The sequence below is a fragment of the Engelhardtia mirabilis genome (assembly GCF_007748095.1).
Lineage (GTDB): Bacteria > Planctomycetota > UBA1135 > UBA1135.
Genome location: NZ_CP036287.1, coordinates 3470544 through 3492948, shown reverse-complemented (window position 1 = coordinate 3492948; position 22405 = coordinate 3470544). Strand labels below are relative to the sequence as shown.

Genomic DNA, 22405 nt, shown 5'->3' with positions numbered 1-22405 from the left:
TCCGTACCACGCTCGGGATAGGCCTTCCAGACCTGGCTGGGCACATTCTCCGGGTCTCGCAAGCCCCACGGACGGTTCTCGGTGTGCGAAACCGCTCGACGGAGCGCACCTCCGGCGTGGGGCGGGCAGTCCAGGTTCGACTGGGGATACTCGGGGACGCCGTCGCTCCCGCGAGGCCGCCGGCCTGAGAAGACGGCGCGCCCGCACGGATGCAGGCGCGCCGTGGGCGCCGGGATGCGGATCAATGCCCCGGTGCCGTGCGGGTACGCGCGAGGCGCCGACCGCCGGTCGTCGAATCCCCGCCCGCTACCCTCCTGCTCTCAGAGGATGTTGAGCACCCCACGTCCGCTCATGGAGTTGAGGGTCGGAGTGCTGGCCCGATAGTTCAGGTCGGACGCGATCTTGGAGTTCCAAGGCAGTTCCTCCTTGTCCGCCACGATCCCCAGGGCGACGGCGGCGAAGCCGCGGGCGGTCTCCGTGAGCGAGTCGTCCTGGAGCATCGCGATCAGCGGGCTGACCGAACTGCGGTCGCCGATGAAGCCGAGGGCCGAGGCCGCGGCGGCCTGGGAGGAGAGGGAACCCGCGGAGTCGAGCATCTCCACCAGGGTCTCCACGGTGCGCTTCGAGCCGAGCAGCCCGAGGGCCGTGGCCGCTTGCTGCAGGAGCTGCGGCTTGTACTCGGCGTCGTCGAGCACCTTCTGGATCGGCTCGATGGCGCGCTTGTCGCCCAAGAGGCCGAGTCCGAGGGCGACGTAGCCTTGGGTCTGGGGGTCGTTGACCTCCTCCAGCAGAGCGACCAGGCCATCCCGGGCACCGAGGTCGCCGAACAGGCCCACGGCGACGGCAGTGGACCCGATGTCGTCACCCGACCTGGAGGCGCCAAGGCGCTCTCGCAGGGCCTGGGCGAGGGCCGCGGCGGGAGCCTCGTCGCGGTGGTTCAGAAGGTAGCCGTACAGGCCCAGGGCTAGTGCCGCCCACTGATCCTCGCCGCTCGTCCGACGCAAGCCGGCCACGAGGGCGTTGGTCAGCTCGGCGCGATTGGCCGCCAGGTTGGCCGCTCCTTGTCCGGGATTGGCGGCAACCCTCGCCATGGAGATCAAGCCAAACTTGCGCGACTGCCCCTGGAGTTCGGGCACCTGCGCGATCAGCGCCTTGCGGATCTCCCGGTCGAGCGGATCGTCGTCCGCATCGCCGATCAAGCCGAGGGCTTGGGTGCAGCTCTGGCGCAGCTCGGCGGCGAACTTGCTGCCCTTGCGCGGATCGACGGGGACCAGGAGCTGATCGACCACGCGCTTGCGGCAGGCCTCGTCGTCGAGGCCGTCCAAGAGCCGCGCCACCGCCGCCGGCACGTGGGCTCGGGACATGAAGTTGCGCCGCTGATCGACCATGAACTCGAGCAGGAAGTCGATCTGCTGCTGGCGGGAGGCGGCCGGGTCGATCCCTTCGCCCTCGGCCGGCAGACCGCCCGGATCCAGGGGCGTCAGCCCGATCGAGATCACGCACGCCACGGCCAGGTCCTGGCGCGCCAGCAGCTCCGCCCGTGGCAGGACGTCCGTCAGGATCGACACGATTCGGGCGCGAACCGCGGGATCGCCGGTGCGATTGCCGAGCAGGCCCAGGCCGTAGGCGGCGAAGGCCCTCGAGTTCGGGTCGACCTCGGTGGACCCCACGGCCTTCTGGCCCAGGCTGTTGTCGCGCACCAGGGCCTCGAGCAGATCGACGGACCGGTTGCTGGCGAGGATGCCGAGGGCCAGGGCCGCCGTCTCGCTGATCTCTTGGCTGCCGCTGTCGAGGAAGCCGGTGATGACCTGCTCGAAGGCGTTGTCGCCGTTCTCGTCGGTGGCTTCGCCGATCTTGGCCAGGGCGATCAGGCAGCCGGTGACGATGTCCGGGTTGGACTCGGTGCGGAGCGCACCGAGGAGGGCCGGCACGATCTCGTCGCGGATCTGCCGTTGGGTCGGCAGCAGCGTGACGTCGCCTTGATCCGCTTCGCCGGTGCCGAGGAAGAAGTCGATGCCGCCGGTGGTCCCGCTTCCATTGGCGATCGCCGCCTTCAGGTTGAGGAAGGGGTCCTTGTTGAACTCCCACCAGAAGGTCCAGGCCGAGAGGTCGAGGGACTCTTCGCTGGCCCCCGTGAGGCCTGTGGTGCCGGCGCCGCGGGTTCCGCCAGTGGTGCCGCCGGGGACCACTGGCCCGGGAGTGCCTCCGCCGGTCGTTCCACCGGCCGGACCCGTCGGGGCGCCGGTGGGGGGGCCGTTTCCGCCTCCGCCGCCGGCCCCAGGGGGAACGGTGTCACCGGGTCCGCGGTAGGTGCCGCCGTGGGCGGAGAGGTCGCCGACCCAGATGCCGGCGCCCGCCAGGGCGAGGCCTGCAATCACGAGCTTCTTCATGGTCTTGAGTTCGAATGCGTGCAGCCGAGTCGCGAAGGATCCGCAAGTCGAAGGGGCCGCGTGGCCTTCGACGGTTCGACTGAACGCAAGAGGCGTGCCGGATGAAGAACGGCCGCGATTGGCCTTGCCGGAGCGATTGCAGCGGTTGCGCGGCAAGGCCGTGGACGGGGCGCAGCTCGCGAGCGGCAAGCGATGCTCCGAAAGGGTGACGTCACCGGCGCGTGGCAATGGAACCCGATGCGCGGCGCTCGGCAGCCAAGCGAGAAGCCCGCCCGACTCCTGGAGTCGGGCGGGCTTCGCCGGGGGTCGGACAGCGCTGATCTGAGTCGACGCCAGGTCTGGGCGTGCGAGCGCGCGAGGATCAGTGCCCGTCGATCGAATCACTCCCGAGCAGGGCGTCGAGCGTCGGCGTGCGCGAGTGGTAATCGAGGCCGAATGTGAACTTCGACCTCCAGGGAAGTCCCTCCTTGTCGATGATCCTGCCCAGTGCCTCGGCCGCGGCACTTCGGCGTGCTGCGTCCGCGGTCTCGTCGCGGAGCAGTGCGACCAAGGGCGCGACCGCGGCGCGACCTCCGAGCAGGCGCAGGGCAGCGGCTGCAGCGGACTTCGAGGCCGGCGGTGCCTCGCCGGCGATGAACTCGACCAACTCGGTGACGGTGTCGGTGAAGTCGAGCAGGCCCAATGCGATAGCCGCCTCGGGTACCGGCAGCTTGCCTTCTTTCAGCGCGGCGCGAACCGGCTCGATCGCGTGCTTGTCGCCCAGTGGCCCGAGGCCGAGTGCGACGTGGCCCCTGGTGCTCGGATCCGAGCTTCGCTCCAAGGCCGCGATGGCCCAGTCCCTTGAAACGAAGTCGCCGAACAGGCCGATGGAGAGCGCGCTTGCGCCGGTCGTCATCGGCGATCTGGCGGCGGCCGCGAACTCGCGCAGGGCGAGCGCCAGGGCGGGATCCGGCCCACCTCCCTGGTTCTCGGTGAGCAGCCCGAAGAGACCGAGGGCCAGGGCTGCCCAGTCCTGCTCACCCGAGCTGAGTCGCAGTCTTCCCACCAGGAGTTCCGCCAGCTCACGGCGATTCTTCTCGACGTTGGGCGAGCGCCGGCCCGGGTTCGCGGCAACCTGAGCGATGGCTATCGAGCCGAAGCGACGCGACTGGGACATCAGGTTCGGGACATCATCTCGAAGTGCTGCGCGGATCCTCACGTCGACGGGGTCATCATCCGCGTCGCCGATCATCCCCAGAGCGAGGACGCAACCGCGGCGGACCTCCGCGGGGTACCCGGCGGCCTTGCGGGTCGCGAGTGGGAGCAGGATCCGATCCACGGCTTGCTCACGGAAGGCGTCGTCATCGAGCCACATCAGGAGCCTGCCGGCGGCTGTCGCGGCGTGACCCCGGGCAACGCTCGACCTGCTCTCGTCGTGCATGAATCCGAGCAGGAACTGAATCTGGTTCTGTCGCCATGCGGCCGGATCCGATCCCTCGCGCTCCGTTCCGGCGGGCGCTGGCTCGAGCGGAGTCAGACCCAGGGAGATCACACAGGCCACGGCCAGGTCCTGGGGCTCCGACGGCTCGGGTCGGGTCAGGAACTCGGTCAGACACGAGACGATCCGAGTCCGTATCGCAGGGGCCCCGGTGCGGTTACCCAAGAGGCCCAGGGCGAAGGTGGCGAAGACTCGAGTCTTCAGATCGATCGCTCTGGCGCCGACAGCCTGCCGCGCGATCTCGTCGCCCCGCGCGAGCCCGGCGAGTAGGCCGAGTGACCTATCGACGCCGAGGATCCCCAGAGCCAGTGCCGTGTCGGCCCTGATGTTCGGGTCTTCACTGGTGAGCAGGCCAGCGAGGATCGAATCGATGGGATCATCGCTCCCGGCGCCGAATTTCTCGCCGATCTGGGCCAATGCAATCAGGCAGCTGGAGACGATCGACGGATCACTGGATTCGAGCAGACTCGCGCGTAGCGCCGGCACGACCTCAGCCCAGATCTGCTTCGCCGTTGGACGCTTCACGACGCGCGGTCCGGTGATCCCGAACTCCCATGGCGGCGCGCAGACCCGCAGGATCGGGTCCCTGTTGAACTCCCACCAGGTGGTCCAGTCCGTCACGTCGGTCGCGACCGGCTCGCGGTCCGAGCTCAGGCCATTGGCGCGTCCCGAGCCGATGGACGCGATGGCGTCGGGCCCCATCGTTCCCGGCTGGCACTCTTCCGTCGATCCCGCCGTCGCGGTGGGTGGGTCGCCCGCGGTCTGGGCGGCTCCGTGGGCGGTGGCCACGACATTCGAGCAGCCGATGGTGGCGAAGAGAAGCCGTGCAACGGCGTGGGTCTGCATGGTCGGAACCTGGATCGAATCGGGGTGGTGTGCTGCGACAGGATCCCGAGGTCCAAGGACGCTGCTCGGGCAACCTCAGTGACCATCGCAGCTGGGCACTCCCATAGAGCAGCAAGGCACGTGCCATACGAATGCCCGTGCATGGCCTTGAAGCCGGCGAGACCCGATCGGAGCAGTCCCAGGACGGGGCAGATTCCGAACGGGCGGGTTCCGAACGGGCAGAGCCCGCCCGACCTTGCAGTCGGACGGGCCCTGCCGTCGATCGGGACGAAACCCGACCCAGTGGTTGTCCGGCGCTGACCGGCCCTCAGGGCCAGTCAGCCCGGGCGCTCATCAAAGGATGTTGAGCACGCCCTTGCCGTCGAGGGTGTTGAGGGTCGAGGTGCTCGCGCGGTAGTTGAGGTCCACCGCGATCTTCGAGTTCCAGGGCAGCTCTTCCTTGTCGGCGACGATCCCGAGGGCCACGGCCGCGAAACCGCGGGCGGTGTCCGTGATGTCGCCGTCCTCCAGCATCTCAACCAGCGGCTCGACCGAATTGCGATCACCGATGAAGCCGAGGGCCGAGGCGGCCGCGGCCTGGGAGGCCAGGGAGCCTGCGTTCTCGAGCATGTCGATCAGCGTGCCGACCGTCTCCTTGGAACCCAAAAGGCCGAGGGCGATGGCCGCCTGTTGCAGCAGCTCCGGCTTGTACTCGGCTTCCGCCAGCACTTCCTGGATCGGCTGGATGGCTTCCTTCTGGTTCAGCATCCCGAGGCCGAGGGCCACGTAGCCCTGGGCAACCGGATCACGGGTGGAGCCGAGCAGCTTGAGCAGCGTTTCCTGGGCCTCCGGGTCACCGAACAGGCCGGCGGCCACCGAGGCGGCACCGATGTCGTCGGGGCTCTTGGCCTTGCCGAGCGAGTCACGGATCTGAAGCGACAGCGAAGCCGGCGGAACCTCTTCGTTCTTACCGAGGGTGTAGCCGTAGACGCCCAGCGCCATGATCGCCCACTGGTCCTCACCGCCGGAGTTCCGCAGGTTCTTGACCAACTCGTCGGTCAGCTCGCGACGGTTCTTGTCGAGGTCCTTGGCGCCACTGCCCGGGCGGGCGGCGACCTTGGCCATGGACATCAGGCCGAACTTGCGCGTCTGGCTCTGATACCCCTGAACGTCCTTGAGGAGCACATTGCGGATCTCGACGTCGATCGCATCGTCGTCGGCGTCACCGATCAGACCCAGTGCGAGGGCACAGCTCTGCCGGACTTCCTGGACGAACTTCTTGCCCTTGCGGGCGTCGACCGGGAGCAGGATCGCGTCGACGATGCGCTGACGGTAGACCTCGTCGTTGAGGCCAGTCATCAGTCGCGCGACCGCGGTCGGGACGTGAGCCCGCGGCATGTAGTTCTTGTTCTCGTCGAGCATGAACTCGAGCAAGAAGTCGATCTGAGCCTGTAGCGAGGCGGTGGGGTCCTTGGAGACTTCGGCGTCTGCGTCGGTGGCCGCGGGGGCCGGATCGAGCGGGGTCAGACCCAGGGAGATGACGCAGGCCACGGCCAGGTCCTGACGGGACATGGTCTCGGCTTTCGGCAGCAGGTCCGTGAGGATCGCGACGACGCGCGAGCGCACCGCGGGATCGCCGGTGCGGTTGCCGAGCAGGCCGAGGCCGTAGGCGGCGAAGGCCTGGGAGCGCGGATCGACCTCGGTCGAACCGACCGCGTCCTGTCCGAGCTTGCTGTCGCGCGCCAGGGCCTCGAGCAGGTCGATCGAGTTGTCGCTGGCGAGGATGCCGAGCGAGAGGGCAGCGGTCTCGCTGATCTCCTGGCTGCCGTCCTTGAGGAAACCGGAGATGGTCTTCTCGAAGGCGTTGTCGCCGCTCTCGGCCGACTCTTCACCGATCTTCGCCAGGGCGATCAGGCAGCCGGTGACGATGTCGTTGTTGGTTTCCTTCTCGAGGGCCGACAGGAGCGCGGGGACGATCTGTCCGCGGATCTGCTGCGTCGTCGGGCGCAGCGTGTCGCTGGCCTGCTCCGTCTCGCCCTGACCCAGGAAGAAGTCGCCACTGCCGGTGGTCGTGACCTCGGAGCGGATGGCGGCCTTCAGGTTGATGAAGGGCTCCTTGTTGAACTCCCACCAGAAGCTCCAGGCTGTCAGGTCCGGACCGACGTCGACGCCGGTGGTCGTGGTGGTGCCTGCGCCGGCCGACGTGCCGCCGGTTTGACCGGGCACGGTCGGTCCAGGGGTGGTGGGGCCGCTGGGGCCGCCCGTGGCGGGCCCGGACGGGGCGCCCGTGGCCGGGCCACCGCCGCCGCCGCCACCGGCACCGGGGGGAACCGTGTCGCCAGGGCCTCGGTAGGTGCCGCCGTGGGCGCCCAGTTCACCGACCCAGAGGCTGCCGCCGGTGATCGCGAGGCCTGCAATGAGAAGTCTCTTCATCGTGCTCTTGTGGAAGCTGCAGCGTTGATGCGGGAAGCTGGTGCGAGGAGTCTCGCGGGGGATCCGCTCGGAGGAGGGGCTGCGGTGCCTCCTGCCAGGGTTACCGTTGGCAAGAAGCGTGCCTGCCCCCGATGGATCGCTAGCTTGTGACTGTGACGGCCTGGATGCCAGGCCTTGGTGGACTTCGAGAACCGGCGCGGTCCGCGGGAATCGCCATCCCAGGGGGCCAGGAGGCCGGCGGGGACGCTCAGGGCCGCCGCTCGGACAGGTGGGGGAGCCCCGTGGGGGATTGTCGAACCTGTGTTCCAGGGCCCTGGAGAGCGGTCACCAAGGTGCTCGCCCCCTGACCAGGTCGATAGGTGTTCCTGATGGGTAACGCCACTGCCCCTGCTGGGGCGCCGAGACCCGGTGGGGGGGCATGCCCGATGGGGGAGAGAATCGTGGGGGATCGAGCCCGGCCGACGGCCCCGCTCGGGTCCCCCACCGATCGATATCACCCGCGCTCGAGCAGCGATGCGCGCAGGTAGTCCCGGTTCAGCAGGGCGATGTTCTCCACGGAGATGCCCTTCGGGCAGGCGGCGCTGCACTCGTAGTGGTTGGTGCAGTTGCCGAAGCCCTCGGCGTCCATCGCCCGGACCATGGCCAGCACGCGACTCTCGCGCTCCGCTTGCCCCTGGGGCAGGTGGGCCAGGTGGCCGACCTTGGCCGACACGAACAGCATTGCGGCCCCGTTCGGGCAGGCCGCGACGCAGGCGCCACAACCGATGCACGCTGCGGCGTCGAAGGCCTGCTCCGCGTCCTCGCGTGGGATCGGCACGGCGTTGCCGTCCGGCGCCGAGCCGGTGTTGGTCGAGACGTAGCCACCGGCCGAGATGATCCGGTCGAAGGCGCTGCGATCGACCATCAGGTCGCGCACGACAGGGAAACCCTCGGAGCGCCAGGGCTCGATGAAGATCGTCTCGCCGCTCTTGAAGCGCCGCATGTGGAGCTGGCAGGTGGCGGTCTCCGCATCCGGGCCGTGGGCGCGGCCGTTGATGACGACCCCGCAGCTCCCGCAGATGCCCTCGCGACAGTCGTGGTCGAAGACGACCGGGTCGCCGCCCTCGAGCACCAGCTTCTCGTTGAGCACGTCCAGCATCTCGAGGAAGGACATGTGCTCGGACAGGCCGTCCAGCTCGTGGGTCTCGAAGTGACCCGGCGCGCCGGGGCCGGCCTGGCGCCAGACCTTCAGCGTCAGCTTCAGGGATCGGTTCGTGCTCACTTGTAGCTCCGTTGGGTCAGCTTGACGTACTCGAACTCGAGGGGCTCCGTGTGCCGCGTGGACGCCTTGTCCTCGCCGTTGAACTCCCAGGCCGCCACGTGACAGAAGTTCTTGTCGTCGCGCAGGGCCTCGCCCTCCTCGGTCTGGTACTCCTCGCGGAAGTGACCGCCGCAGGACTCTTCGCGCACGAGAGCGTCCTCGGCGAAGACCTCGGCGAACTCCAGGAAGTCGGCCACCCGGCCTGCCTTCTCGAGCTCCGTGTTGAGGTCGCGCCCGCTGCCGGGCACGCGCACGTCGTTCCAGAAGGTCTCGCGCAGTGCGGCGATCTTGGACTTGACCTCGGTCAGGCCCGCGCCCGTACGCGCCATGCCGCAGTAGTCCCACATCAACAGGCCCAGCTCGCGGTGAATACTGTCCACCGTGCGCGAGCCCTTGATGCCGAGCAGGCGTTCGTTGTGGGCCCGCGCCGCGGCCTCGGCCTCGCCGAAGGCGGGGTCGTCGGTGCCCACCGGCTGCAGCTTGCGCCCGGCCAGGTGTCCCGCGATGGTCGCCGGGATCACGAAGTAGCCGTCAGCCAGGCCCTGCATCAGCGCGCTCGCTCCCAGGCGGTTGGCGCCGTGGTCGGAGAAGTTGGCCTCGCCCAGGGCGAACAGACCCGGCACCGTGGTCTCCAGGTTGTAGTCCACCCACAGGCCACCCATCGTGTAGTGCACGGCCGGGTAGATCCGCATCGGCACGCGGTAGGGATCCTCACCGGTGATGCGCTCGTACATCTGGAACAGGTTCCCGTACTTCGAGCGGATCGTGTCCTCGCCGTCGCGGGCGATGGCGTCCCGGAAGTCGAGGTAGACCGACATCCCGGTCTCGCCGACCCCGTAGCCGGCGTCGCAGCGCTCCTTCGAGGCGCGCGAAGCCACGTCGCGGGGAACGAGGTTGCCGAAGCTCGGGTAACGACGCTCCAGGTAGTAGTCCCGGTCCTCGGGGGGCATCTCCGGCCCGCGCTTGTCGCCGGCCTCCTTCGGCACCCAGACACGACCGTCGTTGCGCAGGCTCTCGCTCATCAGCGTGAGCTTGCTCTGGTAGTCGCCCGAGACGGGGATGCAGGTCGGGTGGATCTGCGTGAAGCAGGGGTTCGCGAAGAAGGCGCCGTTCTTGTGGGCGCGCCAGGCTGCGGTGACGTTGGACTTCTTGGCGTTGGTCGACAGGAAGAACACGTTGCCGTAGCCGCCGGTGCACAGCAGCACCGCGTCGCCGGCGAAGCGCTCGTAGGCGCCGGTGGTCAGGTTGCGGACCACGATCCCGCGCGCCACGCCGTCGACCTTGACGACGGACAGCAGCTCGCGCGAGGTCATCAGCTTCAGGTGTCCGGACTGGACCTGACGCATCATCCCGCTGTAGGCGCCGAGCAGCAGCTGCTGACCGGTCTGGCCGCGGGCGTAGAACGTCCGGCTGACCTGGGCACCGCCGAAGGACCGGTTGGCGAGGGTGCCGCCGTACTCCCGGGCGAAGGGCACCCCCTGGGAGACGCACTGGTCGATGATCTCGGTCGAGATCTGCGCCAGGCGGTGGACGTTGGACTCGCGCGAGCGGAAGTCACCGCCCTTGACCGTGTCGTAGAACAGGCGAAAGACGCTGTCGCCGTCGTTCTGGTAGTTCTTGGCCGCGTTGATGCCGCCCTGGGCCGCGATCGAGTGGGCCCGCCGCGGCGAGCCGTGGATGCAGAAGGCGGTGACGTCGTAGCCCAGCTCGGACAGGGTCGCCGAGGCCGAGGCCCCCGCCAGGCCCGTGCCGACCACGAGCACCTTGAACTTGCGACGGTTGGCCGGAGCGACCAGCTTCAGGTCGAACTTGTGCTTGTCCCAGCGATCGGCGATATCGCCCCCGGGGACCTTCGAGTCGAGCAGACCGGTTGAGTTCTTCACCATCTCAGTTCGACCCTCCCCAGGCGATGAGGGCGTAGATCGGGATCGAAAGGAAGCCGAGTCCGAGGATCAGCGCGAGGCCCACGCCTGCGCGCCGCAGCAGCGGGCTCCAGCGGGGATGATTGACTCCGAGGGTCTGCAGGGCGCTGCCGATCGCGTGGGTCAGGTGAAGCGTCAGGGCCAGGACGCCGACGATGTAGATCAGCGCGGCGATCGGCCCGGCGAGGGTGCCCTCGACCAGGTCGAAGGGACCCTGTTCGAAGCGCTCGTCCAGCCTGAAGTGGATCAGGTGCACGATCAGGAACAGCAGCACGATCAAACCGGTGATCGGCATCGTGCTGGACGCCACCGTGCGCTCGCCGTGATCGGGCTGCACGGCGTAGCGCGAGGTGCGCGCCTTGCGGTTGCCGATCGTGGTCCAGGCCGCGAAGGCGATGTGGACCACGAACAAGGCGAGCAGACCGACCTCCGCCACGTACAGCAGCGGGCCGAGATCGTGCAGCTTCTGCGCGTAGGCGTCGAAGGCAGCACCGTCATCGGGCAGGAACAACGTCAAGTTGCCCGCCAGGTGCGCCACGAGGAAGCCGACCAGCAGTAGGCCGCTGATCGCCATGCAGGCCTTCTTGCCGACCGAGGATCGGACGAAGGTTTGGAGCCAGGTCACCATGCTCTGGTCAGAGGTTCACTCTCTAGGAACGCGGCGGTGGGGGAACGGGACGGCTGGAGCGCGAGACTGCCGTGAAACGCAACGGTGGGGGCCTTGAGTCGGAGACGTCGCGGACGCGTCGTACATCCGTCGTCTCCCGGCGTCGCGAGACCCCCACCAGCTCGATCCATTCGGTGTCCACCAGGGGTTTCCGTCGTCCACATCGAGACGCGATTCCAGTGGGCCGCTGGTCGGGCAGGGTAGGTCGGCGCCGCAGACTCTACAGGCCTGGCGGGGGCCGGGGCAACGACCGGAGGGGCTTGTGGGCGGGTGTCCATCGCTCTATGACGACTGCGTGAAAGCCACCCGCGATCCCGCCACGACCCGCCTTCATCTCGTTCGCCACGGGCTCGTCGAGGACCGCTGGCTGGGTCGGCTCTACGGCGATCTGGACGTTTCGCTGTCCGAGTTCGGGCGTGATCAGGCGCGAGAGGCGGCGCGTACCCTGGCCGATGTCGAACTCGCAGCCGTCGCCTCGTCGGACCTGGCGCGGGCCATCTTCGGGGCAGAGGCCATCGCAGCCAGCCGCGGGCTGGAGGTCGCAGCTCTGCCCGGGCTGCGCGAGATCTCCCGAGGAGACTGGGCGGGTCAGCGGATCGTCGACTTGCGCGACCAGCACCCGGGCGCGCTGGAAGCTTGGAACGCGGACCCTGAACACGTTCGTCCGCCCGCTGGGGAGTCCATCTCGGACCTTCGCGCTCGGGTTCTGCCGGCACTCGAGGCCCTGGCCAGCGCCTCGCCGGGCGCCGATGTGGCGATCGTGGCCCATGGCTGGGTGATCCGCTCCACGGTCGGCTGGACCCTCGGACTACCGGCCGAGCACGTGCGCCGACTTCATGTGCCGCCGGCATCGATCACGACCATCGACTGGCCGGTCGGCAGCCTCGAACGCTGCGGCCTGGAAATCGACACCGAAACCGCGCACCGCGACCGCCCGTACCTGGTCGGCGCCAACACCGATCGCGAGGCACCCGCCGCGCGCGGCTGGTACCGAGCGCCCAATGATCCGGATCACCGAGTGCCGGGTTGACCGGCCCGAGTCCGGATCACCGAGTGCCGGGTTGACCGGCCCGAGTCCGGATCACCGAATGCCGGGTTGACCGGCCCGAGTCCGGATCACCGAGTGCCGGGTTGACCGGCCCGAGTCCGGATCACCGAGTGCCGGGTTGACCGGCCCGAGTCCGGATCACCGAGTGCCGGGTTGACCGGCCCGAGTCCGGATCACCGAGCGCCGGGTTGACCGGCCCGAGTCGGGATCACCGAGTGCCGGCCGGTTCGGCCCGGCTTCAGTTGTCCGCGGGCGGCGGGGTCTTGGGACCGCCGAAACCCTTGTAGGGGCCGCTGCCCTTGGCCGGTGGCTTTCCGCCGCTCGGGCCCGCGCCGCCGCGGAAGTTCTCGAGCACGCCGCGCAGCTCGAACAGCGCCTCACCGGCGTGGAACGACAGCCAGACGAATGAGCAGTCGATGTTGTCGACCGGGTCGTCGACCTCGAATGCGGCCTTGCAGGTCAGGTCGCAGGGTCGTTCGCTGTTCAGGAAGCACTTCTTGTCGTCAGCCACTCGGGTTCACCTCGGGCGGAAGACTCTAGCCGTGGAGGGCGGCAGGCCCAACGGAGACTCGGAAGTCATCGCGCAGGCACGTCGGTTCGGGCGCAGAGCAGGTCCGTCGGACGCGAGTCGGGGTTGTTGGAGTCGCCTCGAAGCCGGCGCACCAGGTCGGGTCCGGGCGACCCCATCCGGTATCGACATAACTAACATTATCGGACGCACTATCTGGCCCTGAAGGGCCGGCAGGCCCGATCGCTGGCTCCTCCGCCCCCCGGCCTCGATCAGAGCTGAGTCCGCCGGGGAGGCTCTCTCCGGACGCCGGCCCCCTCGGCGCGATCCGTTTCTCGATCGTGCACGCCCCGGCGGCACACCGACGATTCAGGTCCCAGGAGCGACTCCAGCAGCTTCGCTCACCTTGGGCCCCCGCGCTTCCTTGTCGATGGATTGGGGATCATGAAGCTCCGGACCTCGATCTCGGCCCTGATCTGCGCTGCCCTGCTCGGCGGCTGCTCGCTCCTCGGAACCAGCAGCACCCTGAACATGCAGACCAGCAACGCCATGCGATCGGCGCCGGTCGGCGTCGCGGTCGAGGTGGACTGGAAAGAACGGCTCGACCAGCCCTACGTGTTCCTGGAGTTGCTCGGCGACTACTCCGAAACCCGGCGCTACCTGGAGACCCTGGCCAAGCACGCCTACAGCCAAGGAGTCGCCCCGAGCGGGCCGCCCTTCGCCCTCTTCTACGACGATCCGGCGCGCGTGGCCCCCATCGACCGCCGCTCCCGGATCTGCCTGCCGGTGACCGGACCGATCCAGGTCGCGGGCCCCTTGGGCTACGACATCCTGCCCAGCGAGCCGGTGGTCTACGGCTTCGTGCGCGGCGCTTACCGGGACCTCGAGAACGCCTACGGTGGCGTGTTCGAGTACATGGGCGCGCGCTCCTGGGTGTTGACCGGCCCGATCCGCGAGATCTACCTGACCGATCCCGGAACCGTGCGCGGACCCGAGGAGCTGCTGGCCGAACTCCAGATGCCCTGGCGTCCCCTCTGACCTCGCCCGCGATTCAGTAGTCCAATTCGCCGTCGTCGTCGCCGTTCTCGGCGCCGTCGGACGAAACGGTCGGTCCCGAGGCGGGATCCACGGCCACCGTCGCCGGCGCGTAGACGCGTAGCACCCGCGCGGCGTCCCCCGACGTGTCCGCGGCTACTTGATCGCCAACGCGGATGCGCTTCAGGGCGGCGCTCGGAGCTTCGAGTGGTAGCCAGCCGTTGTCGGAGCGCAGCCCCAGGCACTCGAGCGACAGGTCCTCCTCGACCGGATGGCGCTCGGGCGAGCCCACGTCGACACCACCGGAGCCCAGAGCTTGGTTGGCATCGGCGGTGCGCGGCAGCGTCTCGACCAGGTCCTTGTAGCGACGCTCGAAGCTGGTCCACAGGGGCGAATGGTGCGCCTCCTCGACCCAGCGGGCGAAGCGCTCCAGGGTTGAAAGCAGCTTCCTAGCGGCCGCGCCGTCGGGGATGAGTCCGCGCTCCGTGGCGAACAGGGTCGCGAAGGACGTCAGGTGCTCGGGCCCCAGATCCTCGAGCACGCCGAGTGCGCGCGCGTAGCGGCCGAGGGCATCCAACGTGCGTCGATCGTGATCGCTGACCGGCGACTCTTGGGAGGTCTCCCACAGGTACTCCTCGATCACCGCGGCGATCACGCCGGGGAAGTCCGGGGCACTCTCCAGGTCGTGCTCGTCTTCGTCGTCTAGGCCCAGCTCACCTTCGAGGGCGTCGAAGAGCTGATCCAGGTCTTGGCCGGCGGCGCGGCCGCGATCGAAGTTCTCGAGGGCTCGCGCCACGGCTGCACTGGCGCCTGACTTCGGAGGGCGACTCTTCGTCTCGACCTCGTTGGTGGTCGCCTGGTCTGGCTGCTCGTTCTCGGGCACCGCCTCGGCGCTCTCGGGCATCGCCTCGGCGCTCTCGGGCACCGCCTCGGCGAACGCGATCCAGGCCTCGCCGATGATCGCCCGTGCCCGGTCGAGATCGACTTGGGTCTCGAAGGCCAGCTGGTCCAGGAGGTCCCCGCGCAGTGAGGTTCCGGCTGCCGGTCCCGCGGCCTTGGCGGCTCCGCGCAGGGACTCGACCCAGGCCTCGGCGCGCTCCCGCTCGACGCCACCCTCGACCAGGACTTCGAGCAACTCCGCGGTGAGCTGCCGCTCCGACGACGGCGCCTCGGCCGAGTCGTAGTCGCCGACGCCCTCCGTCGGCTCCAGGCTCTGGGTCGACGAACGGCCGAAGAACATCCGCTCGATCTCGAGCTGGGCCACACGCAAGGTGCCGCGGCGACCTGTTCGCAGGGATCCGAGGTCGGATCGCAGGGCCTCCAGCAGGCGCTGATTGCGGAAGCAGGCCATCGCGGGCGAGAGACGGAACTGGGAGTCGCCGCAGGGGAAGATGCGGCCGGCCAGGACGTCACCGGTCCGCAGTTGGGCCGAGGCCTCGGCCTCGTGGACGGCGAACACTCCGTGGCCCAAGAGGTCGTGCAGCCAGAGGCCGACGCCGGGTTCGACGTCGCCGACTTCGAAGACTCCCGTGCGAGAGTGCATCAGGGCGCTGGCGATGGAAGCCAGTTCTCCATCGGCCCGGGCCTCCCATTGCTCCTGCAGGACCTGCCAGGGCGGCTCCCCGTCGCGCCGGGTCGAGCGCTCGAACAGGAACCACTCGGCGTGGCGCCGCTCGGCCAGCACCCGCTCGGGCGACTCGGGGTCCCCGGCCGGCTCGCGGCCGAAGAATTCGACACGACTGGCCAGCAGCTCGGCCTCGAGCTGGGGGTCGTCGGCCACGAGCTCACGCAGGAGCTCCACACCTCGTTCGATCGGATGGTGGGTCATCGTCAGCCTTTTCGCCGCCGGTCGCAGCCCCGTAGTCTATCCAGGCCCGCGCCGGAATCCCCGGCCGACTCCCCCACCAGGAAACTCGATGCTCCCGCTCCCCCTGCTGCTACAGGCTCCCTCCGGATCGGACGCTGGCGGCTTCGACTTCGCGGGGGTCTGGAGCACCGTCGCTGGCTCCGGCGTCGACGGCGTCGGCCTGGCCCTGGTGGCACTGTTCGCGCTGCTGGGGATCTGGCGGGGTCTGTGGTGGCAGGCCGTGCGGCTGTTGGGCGTACTCGGAGCCGTCGTCGCCGCGCGCACCTTGGGTCCGCGCCTGGCCGAGTGGGTCGCACCCCGCGCGGGGGACATGGATCCGACGCTGCTGGGTGCGTTGGCCTGGTTCGGGGTCTTCCTGGGTGGGTTGATCCTGGTCGTGCTCGTCGGCCGCTTGGGCAAGAGCCTGCTCGAGGCCCTGCACCTGGGGCTCGTGGATCGATTCGGGGGCGCCGTGGCGGGGGTCTTGACCGCGCTCGTGCTGCACGCTGTGGGCGTCGCCTTCCTGTTGCAGATCACCCCGCGAATCTGGGCCGCCGAACACCTGGAGGGCACGCGCAGTGAGCGTTTGGTCGACGTGCTCGGCGAGAAGGCCTCGTTGCTCTTCGACGCCCGCACGGCGCTCGCGATCGAACGACGACTGCAGGGGGACGGGGCAGCAGAAGGCGGCGTCGGCTCAGGCGACGTTTCGCAACCCGCCGCGCCCACCGGCGGCGGGCGCAACTGACGACTGGCGCAGGTCAGTCCGTTCCGAGCAGGCTCGCCAGCAGCGCGCCGAGGTACTCCTCGTCCATCGGCCTGCGTTCGAGGTGGGCGCGCAGCAGGTCGACAGCGCCCATGCGATCGCCCAGCGCTGCGGCCGCCTCGGCCAGCAGGCGCGCATTGGTCCAGTCGTCGGGCATGATCGAGTAGGCCTCTCGACCGGCTTCGAGGGACGCTTCGTTCTCACCGAGCCCGAGGAGCGCGGCGGCCTTCATGGTCCATGCGCGGCCGTTGCTGGGCTGTCGATCCAGGATCTCGTCGACCAGCACCAGGCTTTCCGCGTACTCGCCGGCGACGACCAACTTCTCCGCCAGATTGGCCTTGATGACCTGGTTGCGCGGATCCTGCTCGGACCAGGTGCGCGCCGCGTCCAAGCTGCGACTGGTCTCGCCGGCCATCAGCCACAACTGCGAGCTGAGGCCCCAATCGGGCGCGTCCAGGGATTCCGCCAACTCGGCGCCCTCGCGGTAGGACGCGAGCAGCGGCCCGCTGCCGCCACCGGCCAGGGGCATGGGCGGGCAGGTCACTCGCGGCAAGCGTTGAGCGAAGTCCGACTTGAAGCGCGGGTCGTGCTCGTCGTTGTGGCACTTGGCACAGGTTGAAGGCGGCTCGTCGATCAGCCGCTGGCGATCGAAGTAGCTCAGACCGCCCTTCACGTGTGGACCACCGGCGCCGTGGCAGGCCGCGCACTGGACGTTCTCGAACCCCGCGGAGGCCGCCGGATGATCGAAGCCCCGCGCCTGTTCCCAGCCCACCGTATGACAACCGATGCACTCCACATCGGTGTGCTGACGGGTGGCCGCCAGGGTCGCGAAGGCGCGGCTGTGCTGCGTCGACTTCCAGAACTCGTACTGCTCGGTGTGGCACCCGTAGCAGCTCTCGGGCCCCACGAAGCGCGGCGTGGGATGGTTGCTCGGCGGCGCGCCGGCCTGCCAGTGGTCGTCGAGCCGATCGTGGTAGTTCGAGATCACCTGCAGCGCCCGTTCGTCGCGGTGGGCCGACATGGCCAAGGGGACGGTCGTGAAGGCGAAGCGCCCGCCGCCCGGCATCTCGCCGAGCTCCTCGATCAACTCCTGGGCGCCGCGGTTGGCCTGGTGCACGCCGGTGGCGCGGTTGCGCCATTCGGCTTCGCCCAGGCTCGCGCGGCGACCCTCGACCATGACGATGCCGTTGGCGGTGACGTCGTAGCTGATCTGCGCGTCGATCCAGCGACTTACGTCGGCCAGCTCGCCGCGCCCCTCGGACTTGCGGTAGGCGCTGTCGAACCAGAAGTCGACGCGGTTCAGCCGCGAGCCCTTGATGCCCGAACTCGTCACGGGAGTGCCCGCGATGATCTCCATCGGGTTCGGCTCGTTGTCGGTGTGCCCGCCGAAGACGAGGTCCAGCTCGGGAAAGGCCTCGGCCAACTGTCGGTTGACCTTCACGCCCAGGTGCGAGGCGCACAGCAGGACATCGGTGCGCGGTGCGAGGTCGGCGATCACTTCCGCCGCTGCCTCGTGCCAGGGCCCCACCTCGAGTCCCAGCTCCGCGGCCCGCCGCTGGACCAGCAGGATCTCGGGCGTGTTGTCCTTGGCGTAGGCCTCCTGCATGCGACGACCGAGCAGCGAGAACACGCCGATCTTCAGGCCGCCCCGCTCGAGCACGATGGACTGTTCGAAGGGGCGCTGGCCGTCGGCGTCGAAGAGGTTCGCGCACAGGATCGGGACCCCGTGGCGGGCCGAGAGGTCCTGGAGCGCCTCGACGCCGAGGGCGAGGTCGAGGTCACCCAGGCCCATGGCCTCGCAACCCAGCTCGGCCCACATGCCGAGCATCTCGTCGGCCTTGATCAGGAGTTGCTCGCGCTTCAGGTCGTCGACCCGCAGGGCATCGGAGAACAGGTCGCCGGCGTCGATGAACAGGGTTCCGGGGTGATCGGCGCGGTTGGCTCGTACGGCCGCGGCGATGCGATCGATCCCGCCGGTCTTGCCCTTGGTGCAACCACAGGGCTCGATGTAGCCGTCGAGGGTGGCCGTGTAGAGCAAGCGCAGGTCGGAGGACTCGGCTTGGCGCGGGTCGCAACTGCCCAGGACCAGTGCTCCGGTGGCGGCGAGCGCGGTCAGCGCGACGCCGGCGCGGGCTGCGCGGCTTGGGCCGCTGGGCGTTGCGACGGGGAGGCGGTGAAGGGACGAGTCTGAGGACATGGTGGGGTGGGCTCGGGGCTGTGTACCAATACCCGCTCGGAGCCCCAATCGTTGGAGCCTATCGCCCAGGCTTTCTCCGCACTTCGGTTCCGGGGCCGCAGGGCTGGAGAGTTTCGGGGCCCGAGGGGGATCCTCCTGGACGCCCGTTGCGCCTGGCCAGATCTGGGCTACCCTCGCGAAAACAAGACACTTCATACGAACGCCCCGGTGCAGGGAAGCAGGTGTGAGTCCTGCGCGGTCCCGCCACTGTGAGCCGTAGGTGTCGCCTCCACGACGCGCTGTTCCTCGGATGTCTTCCGAGGTCCGAGCGCCCGGCGGACGGACGGTCTTCGGATCGACCGTCGGTCACTGGGCCCCCCCGGGGGCCTGGGAAGGCTGGGGCGACGCCTGAGACGGCAAGTCAGGAGACCTGCCCGGTGCGAACGGCTGCCGACCGCGTGCGACGGTCCGGTGCCAGGTCGAACATCACAAGTCCGCGGCGGGTCCCGCCGGGGGAGGTCGTGTGCTCGACGGGGCCGGATCGGGCGGGCGATCGGTGGTTCGACGAGGAAATCGAATCAACACCGACACCATGTTCCTGACCTCTCTGCGCCCACTCACCGCGCATTTGGCCCCCATCGCCCTGGCCCTCGGGGCCTGCCTCGCCCCCACCGCCCTGGCCCAGGAGACCGTCGCCAACGGCTTCGGGTCCCAACTCTCGGTCGACCCCTCGGGATCTGTCCGCGAGCTGTCGAGCGGTGACCTGCTCACCTACGACGGTCGCTTCGTTGACCGCTGGGCAGCGGACGGCACCTTCCAGCTCAATATCGCCGACCTGGGCAGCTCGTTCTTCAGTGGAGCTTTCGCCATCGCCCCCGACGAGAGCTTCGCTGTGGTCGGCGAGACCACCAACGGCGACATGTTCCGGGTGGCGCTCGACGGCTCCGGCGTGGCTCTGATCGCCAACGTCGTCTTCAACTACGACGCCAAGTTCGCGCCCAGCGGCGAGCTCTACGTCAGCGCTGCCCAGGGCGGCTTCGGCACCGGCAACGACGTGATCCGACTGGATCCGTTCAGCGGGGCCAAGGTCGACATCCTGCACGTGGCCGGGCCCTCGGGGCCGATCGCCTTCGACAGCTCGGGCAACCTCTTCTACGCCACCTACAGCAACCTGGCTCAGAACCCCGCGGTCTACACCGACGTGCTGCTCTACCCCGCGGCGTCGATCGCGGCGCCGGCGACGCCCATGTCCGAGGCGGACGGGATCGTCTACGCCAGCGGTTTTGACGGCGCCAGCTCGATGGTGGCCGACCGCACGCAGGACCTGATCTACCTGGCCGAGGCCAGCTTCAGCGCCGGCACCAACCGGCTGCGGCTGGTGGCGGGTTCGGCGGCCGCCTCGCCGGTGTTGGTCGAGGGCCAGCTCGGGGATTGGATCACCGTTGCCCAGTTCATCCCCGGCACCGGTGCGGCGCAGTTCGCCCCCTACCAGCCCTCCGCCGGAGGTCGGCTGATCTACGGCCGGACCGACTTCTTCAGCTTCGACGAGCGTCGCACGCTCAGCCCGGCCCGCCCCACCTTGACCGTGACCGGCGCAGGCACCAGCGGCCCCGGGAGCTTCAGTCTGGACTTCGCCGGGCTCGACCCCGCCGGTTCGATGCTGCTCCTGTGGGGCCCGACGGCGCTGACTGGACCCGAGTTCGCGGTCGGCACCTTGCCGCCGTTGTTCACCGGCCTCGACCTGGGGTCGATCCAGTTCCTGCCGTTCCAGCTGGGCGTGCAGCCCGACGGCAGCTCGCACTCAACCTTCTTCAACCCAGGCGGCCTCCAAGGCCTGTTGACCTTCCAGGGCCTGCTGCTGGACTCCTTCGGAGCCCCCGAGGGAGCGACGACGATGGGCTCGCTCTGACGGACTCGGTCACCTGAAGCGGCCGCCGGGCGAGGGAATCGACTTCCGTCCGGCGGCTGTGTTCATTCGAGTCGTGTTCAGCTGTCGAGTCGCTCGAACCAGTCGAGCTGCTCGCGCAGGCGGGGCTCCAGGGCGCCCTTGAGGGTCAGGACGCTGGCGGCGCACGACCTGCAGGCACCGCGCAGCTCCACCCGTACCCGTCCCCCATCGACGCCGAGCAGAGTCACGTCGCCGCCGTCCGCGCGAAAGCGGGGACGCAGCTCCGCGAGCACGGCCTCGGCCTGGGCGACCCGTGCCGGATCGCCCGTGGCTACCCTGCGGCGACCGAAGGGCCACCAGGACCACTTCACGAGGTGACCTCGGCGGCCTCGAAGCGTTCGGACGGCAGGGTCAGGCGCCATCCGTCGGTGGTGCGCGCGGCACTGGCGCCGGGGATTTGCTGCAGGAGCGCGGCGACCATGGGCGGCGGCGGCGCGCCGTCGACCTGGTCCACGATCCAGTCGCAGAAGGGCCCGCGGCGCTCGAGCTGGGGGCTCCTGCCGCCCCGCAGGCCGGCTTCCCAGGTCCAGCGTACTAGCGCGTGGGCCAGGCTCCAGTCGGCGCTCGCGGCACGCACGCGCGGCCACTGGCGCGGGACCGAGTGCGACGGGAGATCGACCAGATCGGCCAACCACTCCGCACCTTCGACCTCTCGACGTGCCGGTGCGCCATCCGCACCGAGCAGGCCCGCAGCGACCACCAAGCCCCAGCCGAGGCGCGCGCGCTCCGACTCCAGGGCCGCTGAGTGTCGTGCCGCTTCGGCGCCGTCGAGGGTCGCCAGTCGGCGCAGCTCGGCCTCGAGCGCCTGGGCGCGCTTCGAGATGCCACCGAGGAGCTCGGCGAGGAATCGCCCGTCGCCCTCTTCGGGGGCCCCTTGGTAATCGCTCATCGCGCGGGGGAGTGTGGTACCAGGCAGGGGAGTCGAACCCCTACTTCCTTACGGAAAGCAGATTTTGAATCTGCCGCGTCTACCATTCCGCCAGCCTGGCCCCGAACTCGGGGGTGAAGTCTCGTTCCGCGTCCGTCGTTGGTCAACTGTCGACTCGACGGTCCAGCGCATCGGCCAACAGCTCGAGACACAGGTCCCGGTAGCTGAGCCCCGCAGCAGCGGCCGCCAAGGGGGCGAGGGAGCGCGGGGTGAAGCCGGGCAGGGTATTGAGCTCCAGGAACACGGGCCCGCAATCCCGGCCTCGCTCGGGCTCGCGGACCATGAAGTCCACGCGCGTCAGGCCCCGACACCCGAACGCCCGGTGCACCGCCACTGCCCGACGCTGGATCTCCGACTGAGCGGCGTCGTCGAGCAACTCCGGCGGGCAGCGCTCGTCGGCTCCGTCCGTGGCGTACTTCTGGGAGTAGTCGAAGAAGCGCCCGGCGGCTGGGCGGATCTCGACCACCGGCAGGGCCTGCGGTCCGGCGCCCCGCTCGAGGACGGCGCAGGTGACCTCCAGGCCCTGGACGGCGGCCTCCACCAGCACCGCGGGAGCCTGTTCCAAGCAGCGCTCCAGGGCCGAGAGCAGGTCCCCACCCGGCAGGTGGCGTTCCATGGCCACGGACGAGCCACCGTCGCTCGGCTTCAGGAAAGCGCCGCCGGCGACCAGGGCCGTCAGGCGGTCCAGGACCGCGCGCGGGCCGCCAGTGAGGTCCCGGCGGGTCACCACCAGCCCGGGAGCGCCTGGCGCGCCGGCGGCCTCGGCCACGATCTTGGATCGCGGCTTGTCCATCGCGAGGGCCGATGCAGCCACGCCGGAACCTGTGTAGGCCACGCCGACCAGGTCCAGAGCGCCCTGGAGCGTGCCGTCCTCCCCCATGCCGCCGTGCAGGGCCAGATGGACCGCGTCGAAGCGCGCCATGCGCGCCAGGGCCTGGGCCACGTCCAGCTTCTCGCCGGCGAAGTCGAAGTTGCCGTCGGCGGTCCAGAGTACCGGCGTCACCTCAGCGGGACCGCGGCCGTCCAACTCGCCCAGGGCCTGAACGATGCAACGCCCCGAGTCGAGTGAGACCTCGCGCTCGCCGGAGGTGCCCCCCATCAAGACCGCGACGGTTGCCTGGGCGAGATCGACGCCCATG

Annotated in this window: 16 protein-coding genes, 1 tRNA gene and 1 riboswitch; of the genes, 4 read left to right on the top strand and 13 right to left on the bottom strand. The window is 69.4% G+C overall.

From position 1 onward, the window contains the following. Window positions 1–320 precede the first annotated feature (320 nt). The 6 genes from Pla133_RS12855 to Pla133_RS12825 form a co-directional block, all read right to left on the bottom strand. Window positions 321–2390 carry a HEAT repeat domain-containing protein gene (locus tag Pla133_RS12855; RefSeq protein ID WP_145065824.1) on the bottom strand — a complete coding sequence of 690 codons (2070 nt, stop codon included), beginning with the start codon at window positions 2388–2390 and terminating at the stop codon, window positions 321–323. A gap of 361 nt (window positions 2391–2751) precedes the next feature. Beyond that, window positions 2752–4713 carry a HEAT repeat domain-containing protein gene (locus Pla133_RS12850; RefSeq protein ID WP_145065822.1) on the bottom strand — a complete coding sequence of 654 codons (1962 nt, stop codon included), beginning with the start codon at window positions 4711–4713 and terminating at the stop codon, window positions 2752–2754. Between the two features lie 333 nt (window positions 4714–5046). After that, entirely contained in the window at window positions 5047–7125 is a 2079-nt protein-coding gene (locus tag Pla133_RS12845) for a HEAT repeat domain-containing protein (RefSeq protein WP_419191483.1), read from the bottom strand. 493 nt (window positions 7126–7618) lie between these two features. Beyond that, window positions 7619–8368 carry a succinate dehydrogenase/fumarate reductase iron-sulfur subunit gene (locus Pla133_RS12835; protein WP_145070897.1) on the bottom strand — a complete coding sequence of 250 codons (750 nt, stop codon included), beginning with the start codon at window positions 8366–8368 and terminating at the stop codon, window positions 7619–7621. Between the two features lie 14 nt (window positions 8369–8382). Further along, complete coding sequence (locus Pla133_RS12830; protein WP_145065818.1) at window positions 8383–10311, bottom strand: fumarate reductase/succinate dehydrogenase flavoprotein subunit; 1929 nt, start codon at window positions 10309–10311, stop codon at window positions 8383–8385. Window position 10312: 1 nt separating this feature from the next. Next, window positions 10313–10975 (bottom strand): succinate dehydrogenase cytochrome b subunit, encoded by a 663-nt coding sequence (locus Pla133_RS12825; protein ID WP_145065816.1) that lies wholly within the window; start codon window positions 10973–10975, stop codon window positions 10313–10315. A 334-nt stretch (window positions 10976–11309) separates the two neighbouring features. On the opposite strand from Pla133_RS12825, the gene Pla133_RS12820 reads away from it, so the two are divergent. Beyond that, the gene (locus tag Pla133_RS12820) at window positions 11310–12044 is read left to right on the top strand and encodes a histidine phosphatase family protein (RefSeq protein WP_419191482.1); all 735 of its coding nucleotides are present in this window, start codon (window positions 11310–11312) and stop codon (window positions 12042–12044) included. A gap of 256 nt (window positions 12045–12300) precedes the next feature. Here the strand turns inward: Pla133_RS12820 and Pla133_RS12815 are convergent, their stop codons facing one another. Next, entirely contained in the window at window positions 12301–12573 is a 273-nt protein-coding gene (locus Pla133_RS12815; protein ID WP_145065812.1) for a hypothetical protein, read from the bottom strand. A gap of 441 nt (window positions 12574–13014) precedes the next feature. Between Pla133_RS12815 and Pla133_RS12810 the strand changes: the two genes are divergently transcribed. Then, a complete protein-coding gene (locus Pla133_RS12810) occupies window positions 13015–13608 on the top strand; it encodes a GyrI-like domain-containing protein (protein ID WP_145065810.1) in 594 nt (197 codons plus the stop codon). A 13-nt stretch (window positions 13609–13621) separates the two neighbouring features. On the opposite strand, the gene Pla133_RS12805 is transcribed toward Pla133_RS12810, so the two are convergent. Then, a complete protein-coding gene (locus Pla133_RS12805; RefSeq protein ID WP_145065809.1) occupies window positions 13622–15433 on the bottom strand; it encodes a hypothetical protein in 1812 nt (603 codons plus the stop codon). An 88-nt stretch (window positions 15434–15521) separates the two neighbouring features. Between Pla133_RS12805 and Pla133_RS12800 the strand changes: the two genes are divergently transcribed. Continuing rightward, a complete protein-coding gene (locus tag Pla133_RS12800; RefSeq protein WP_145065807.1) occupies window positions 15522–16196 on the top strand; it encodes a CvpA family protein in 675 nt (224 codons plus the stop codon). Window positions 16197–16209: 13 nt separating this feature from the next. On the opposite strand, the gene Pla133_RS12795 is transcribed toward Pla133_RS12800, so the two are convergent. Continuing rightward, entirely contained in the window at window positions 16210–18411 is a 2202-nt protein-coding gene (locus tag Pla133_RS12795; RefSeq protein ID WP_145065805.1) for a UshA-like (seleno)protein, read from the bottom strand. A 188-nt stretch (window positions 18412–18599) separates the two neighbouring features. After that, window positions 18600–18843, top strand: a riboswitch (cobalamin riboswitch). A 139-nt stretch (window positions 18844–18982) separates the two neighbouring features. On the opposite strand from Pla133_RS12795, the gene Pla133_RS12790 reads away from it, so the two are divergent. Then, the gene (locus Pla133_RS12790) at window positions 18983–20299 is read left to right on the top strand and encodes a hypothetical protein (RefSeq protein WP_145065803.1); all 1317 of its coding nucleotides are present in this window, start codon (window positions 18983–18985) and stop codon (window positions 20297–20299) included. 77 nt (window positions 20300–20376) lie between these two features. Here Pla133_RS12790 and Pla133_RS12785 read toward each other — a convergent pair whose 3' ends face one another. From Pla133_RS12785 to Pla133_RS12770, 4 genes are all read right to left on the bottom strand, one after another. Next, the gene (locus Pla133_RS12785) at window positions 20377–20649 is read right to left on the bottom strand and encodes a NifU family protein (protein WP_419191481.1); all 273 of its coding nucleotides are present in this window, start codon (window positions 20647–20649) and stop codon (window positions 20377–20379) included. Further along, complete coding sequence (locus Pla133_RS12780) at window positions 20646–21227, bottom strand: hypothetical protein (RefSeq protein WP_145065799.1); 582 nt, start codon at window positions 21225–21227, stop codon at window positions 20646–20648. The genes Pla133_RS12785 and Pla133_RS12780 overlap by 4 nt, the downstream gene beginning before the upstream one ends. A gap of 14 nt (window positions 21228–21241) precedes the next feature. Then, a tRNA-Leu gene (locus Pla133_RS12775) sits at window positions 21242–21327 on the bottom strand. 42 nt (window positions 21328–21369) lie between these two features. Continuing rightward, window positions 21370–22404 carry a D-alanine--D-alanine ligase gene (locus tag Pla133_RS12770; protein WP_145065797.1) on the bottom strand — a complete coding sequence of 345 codons (1035 nt, stop codon included), beginning with the start codon at window positions 22402–22404 and terminating at the stop codon, window positions 21370–21372. Window position 22405: the final 1 nt, after the last annotated feature.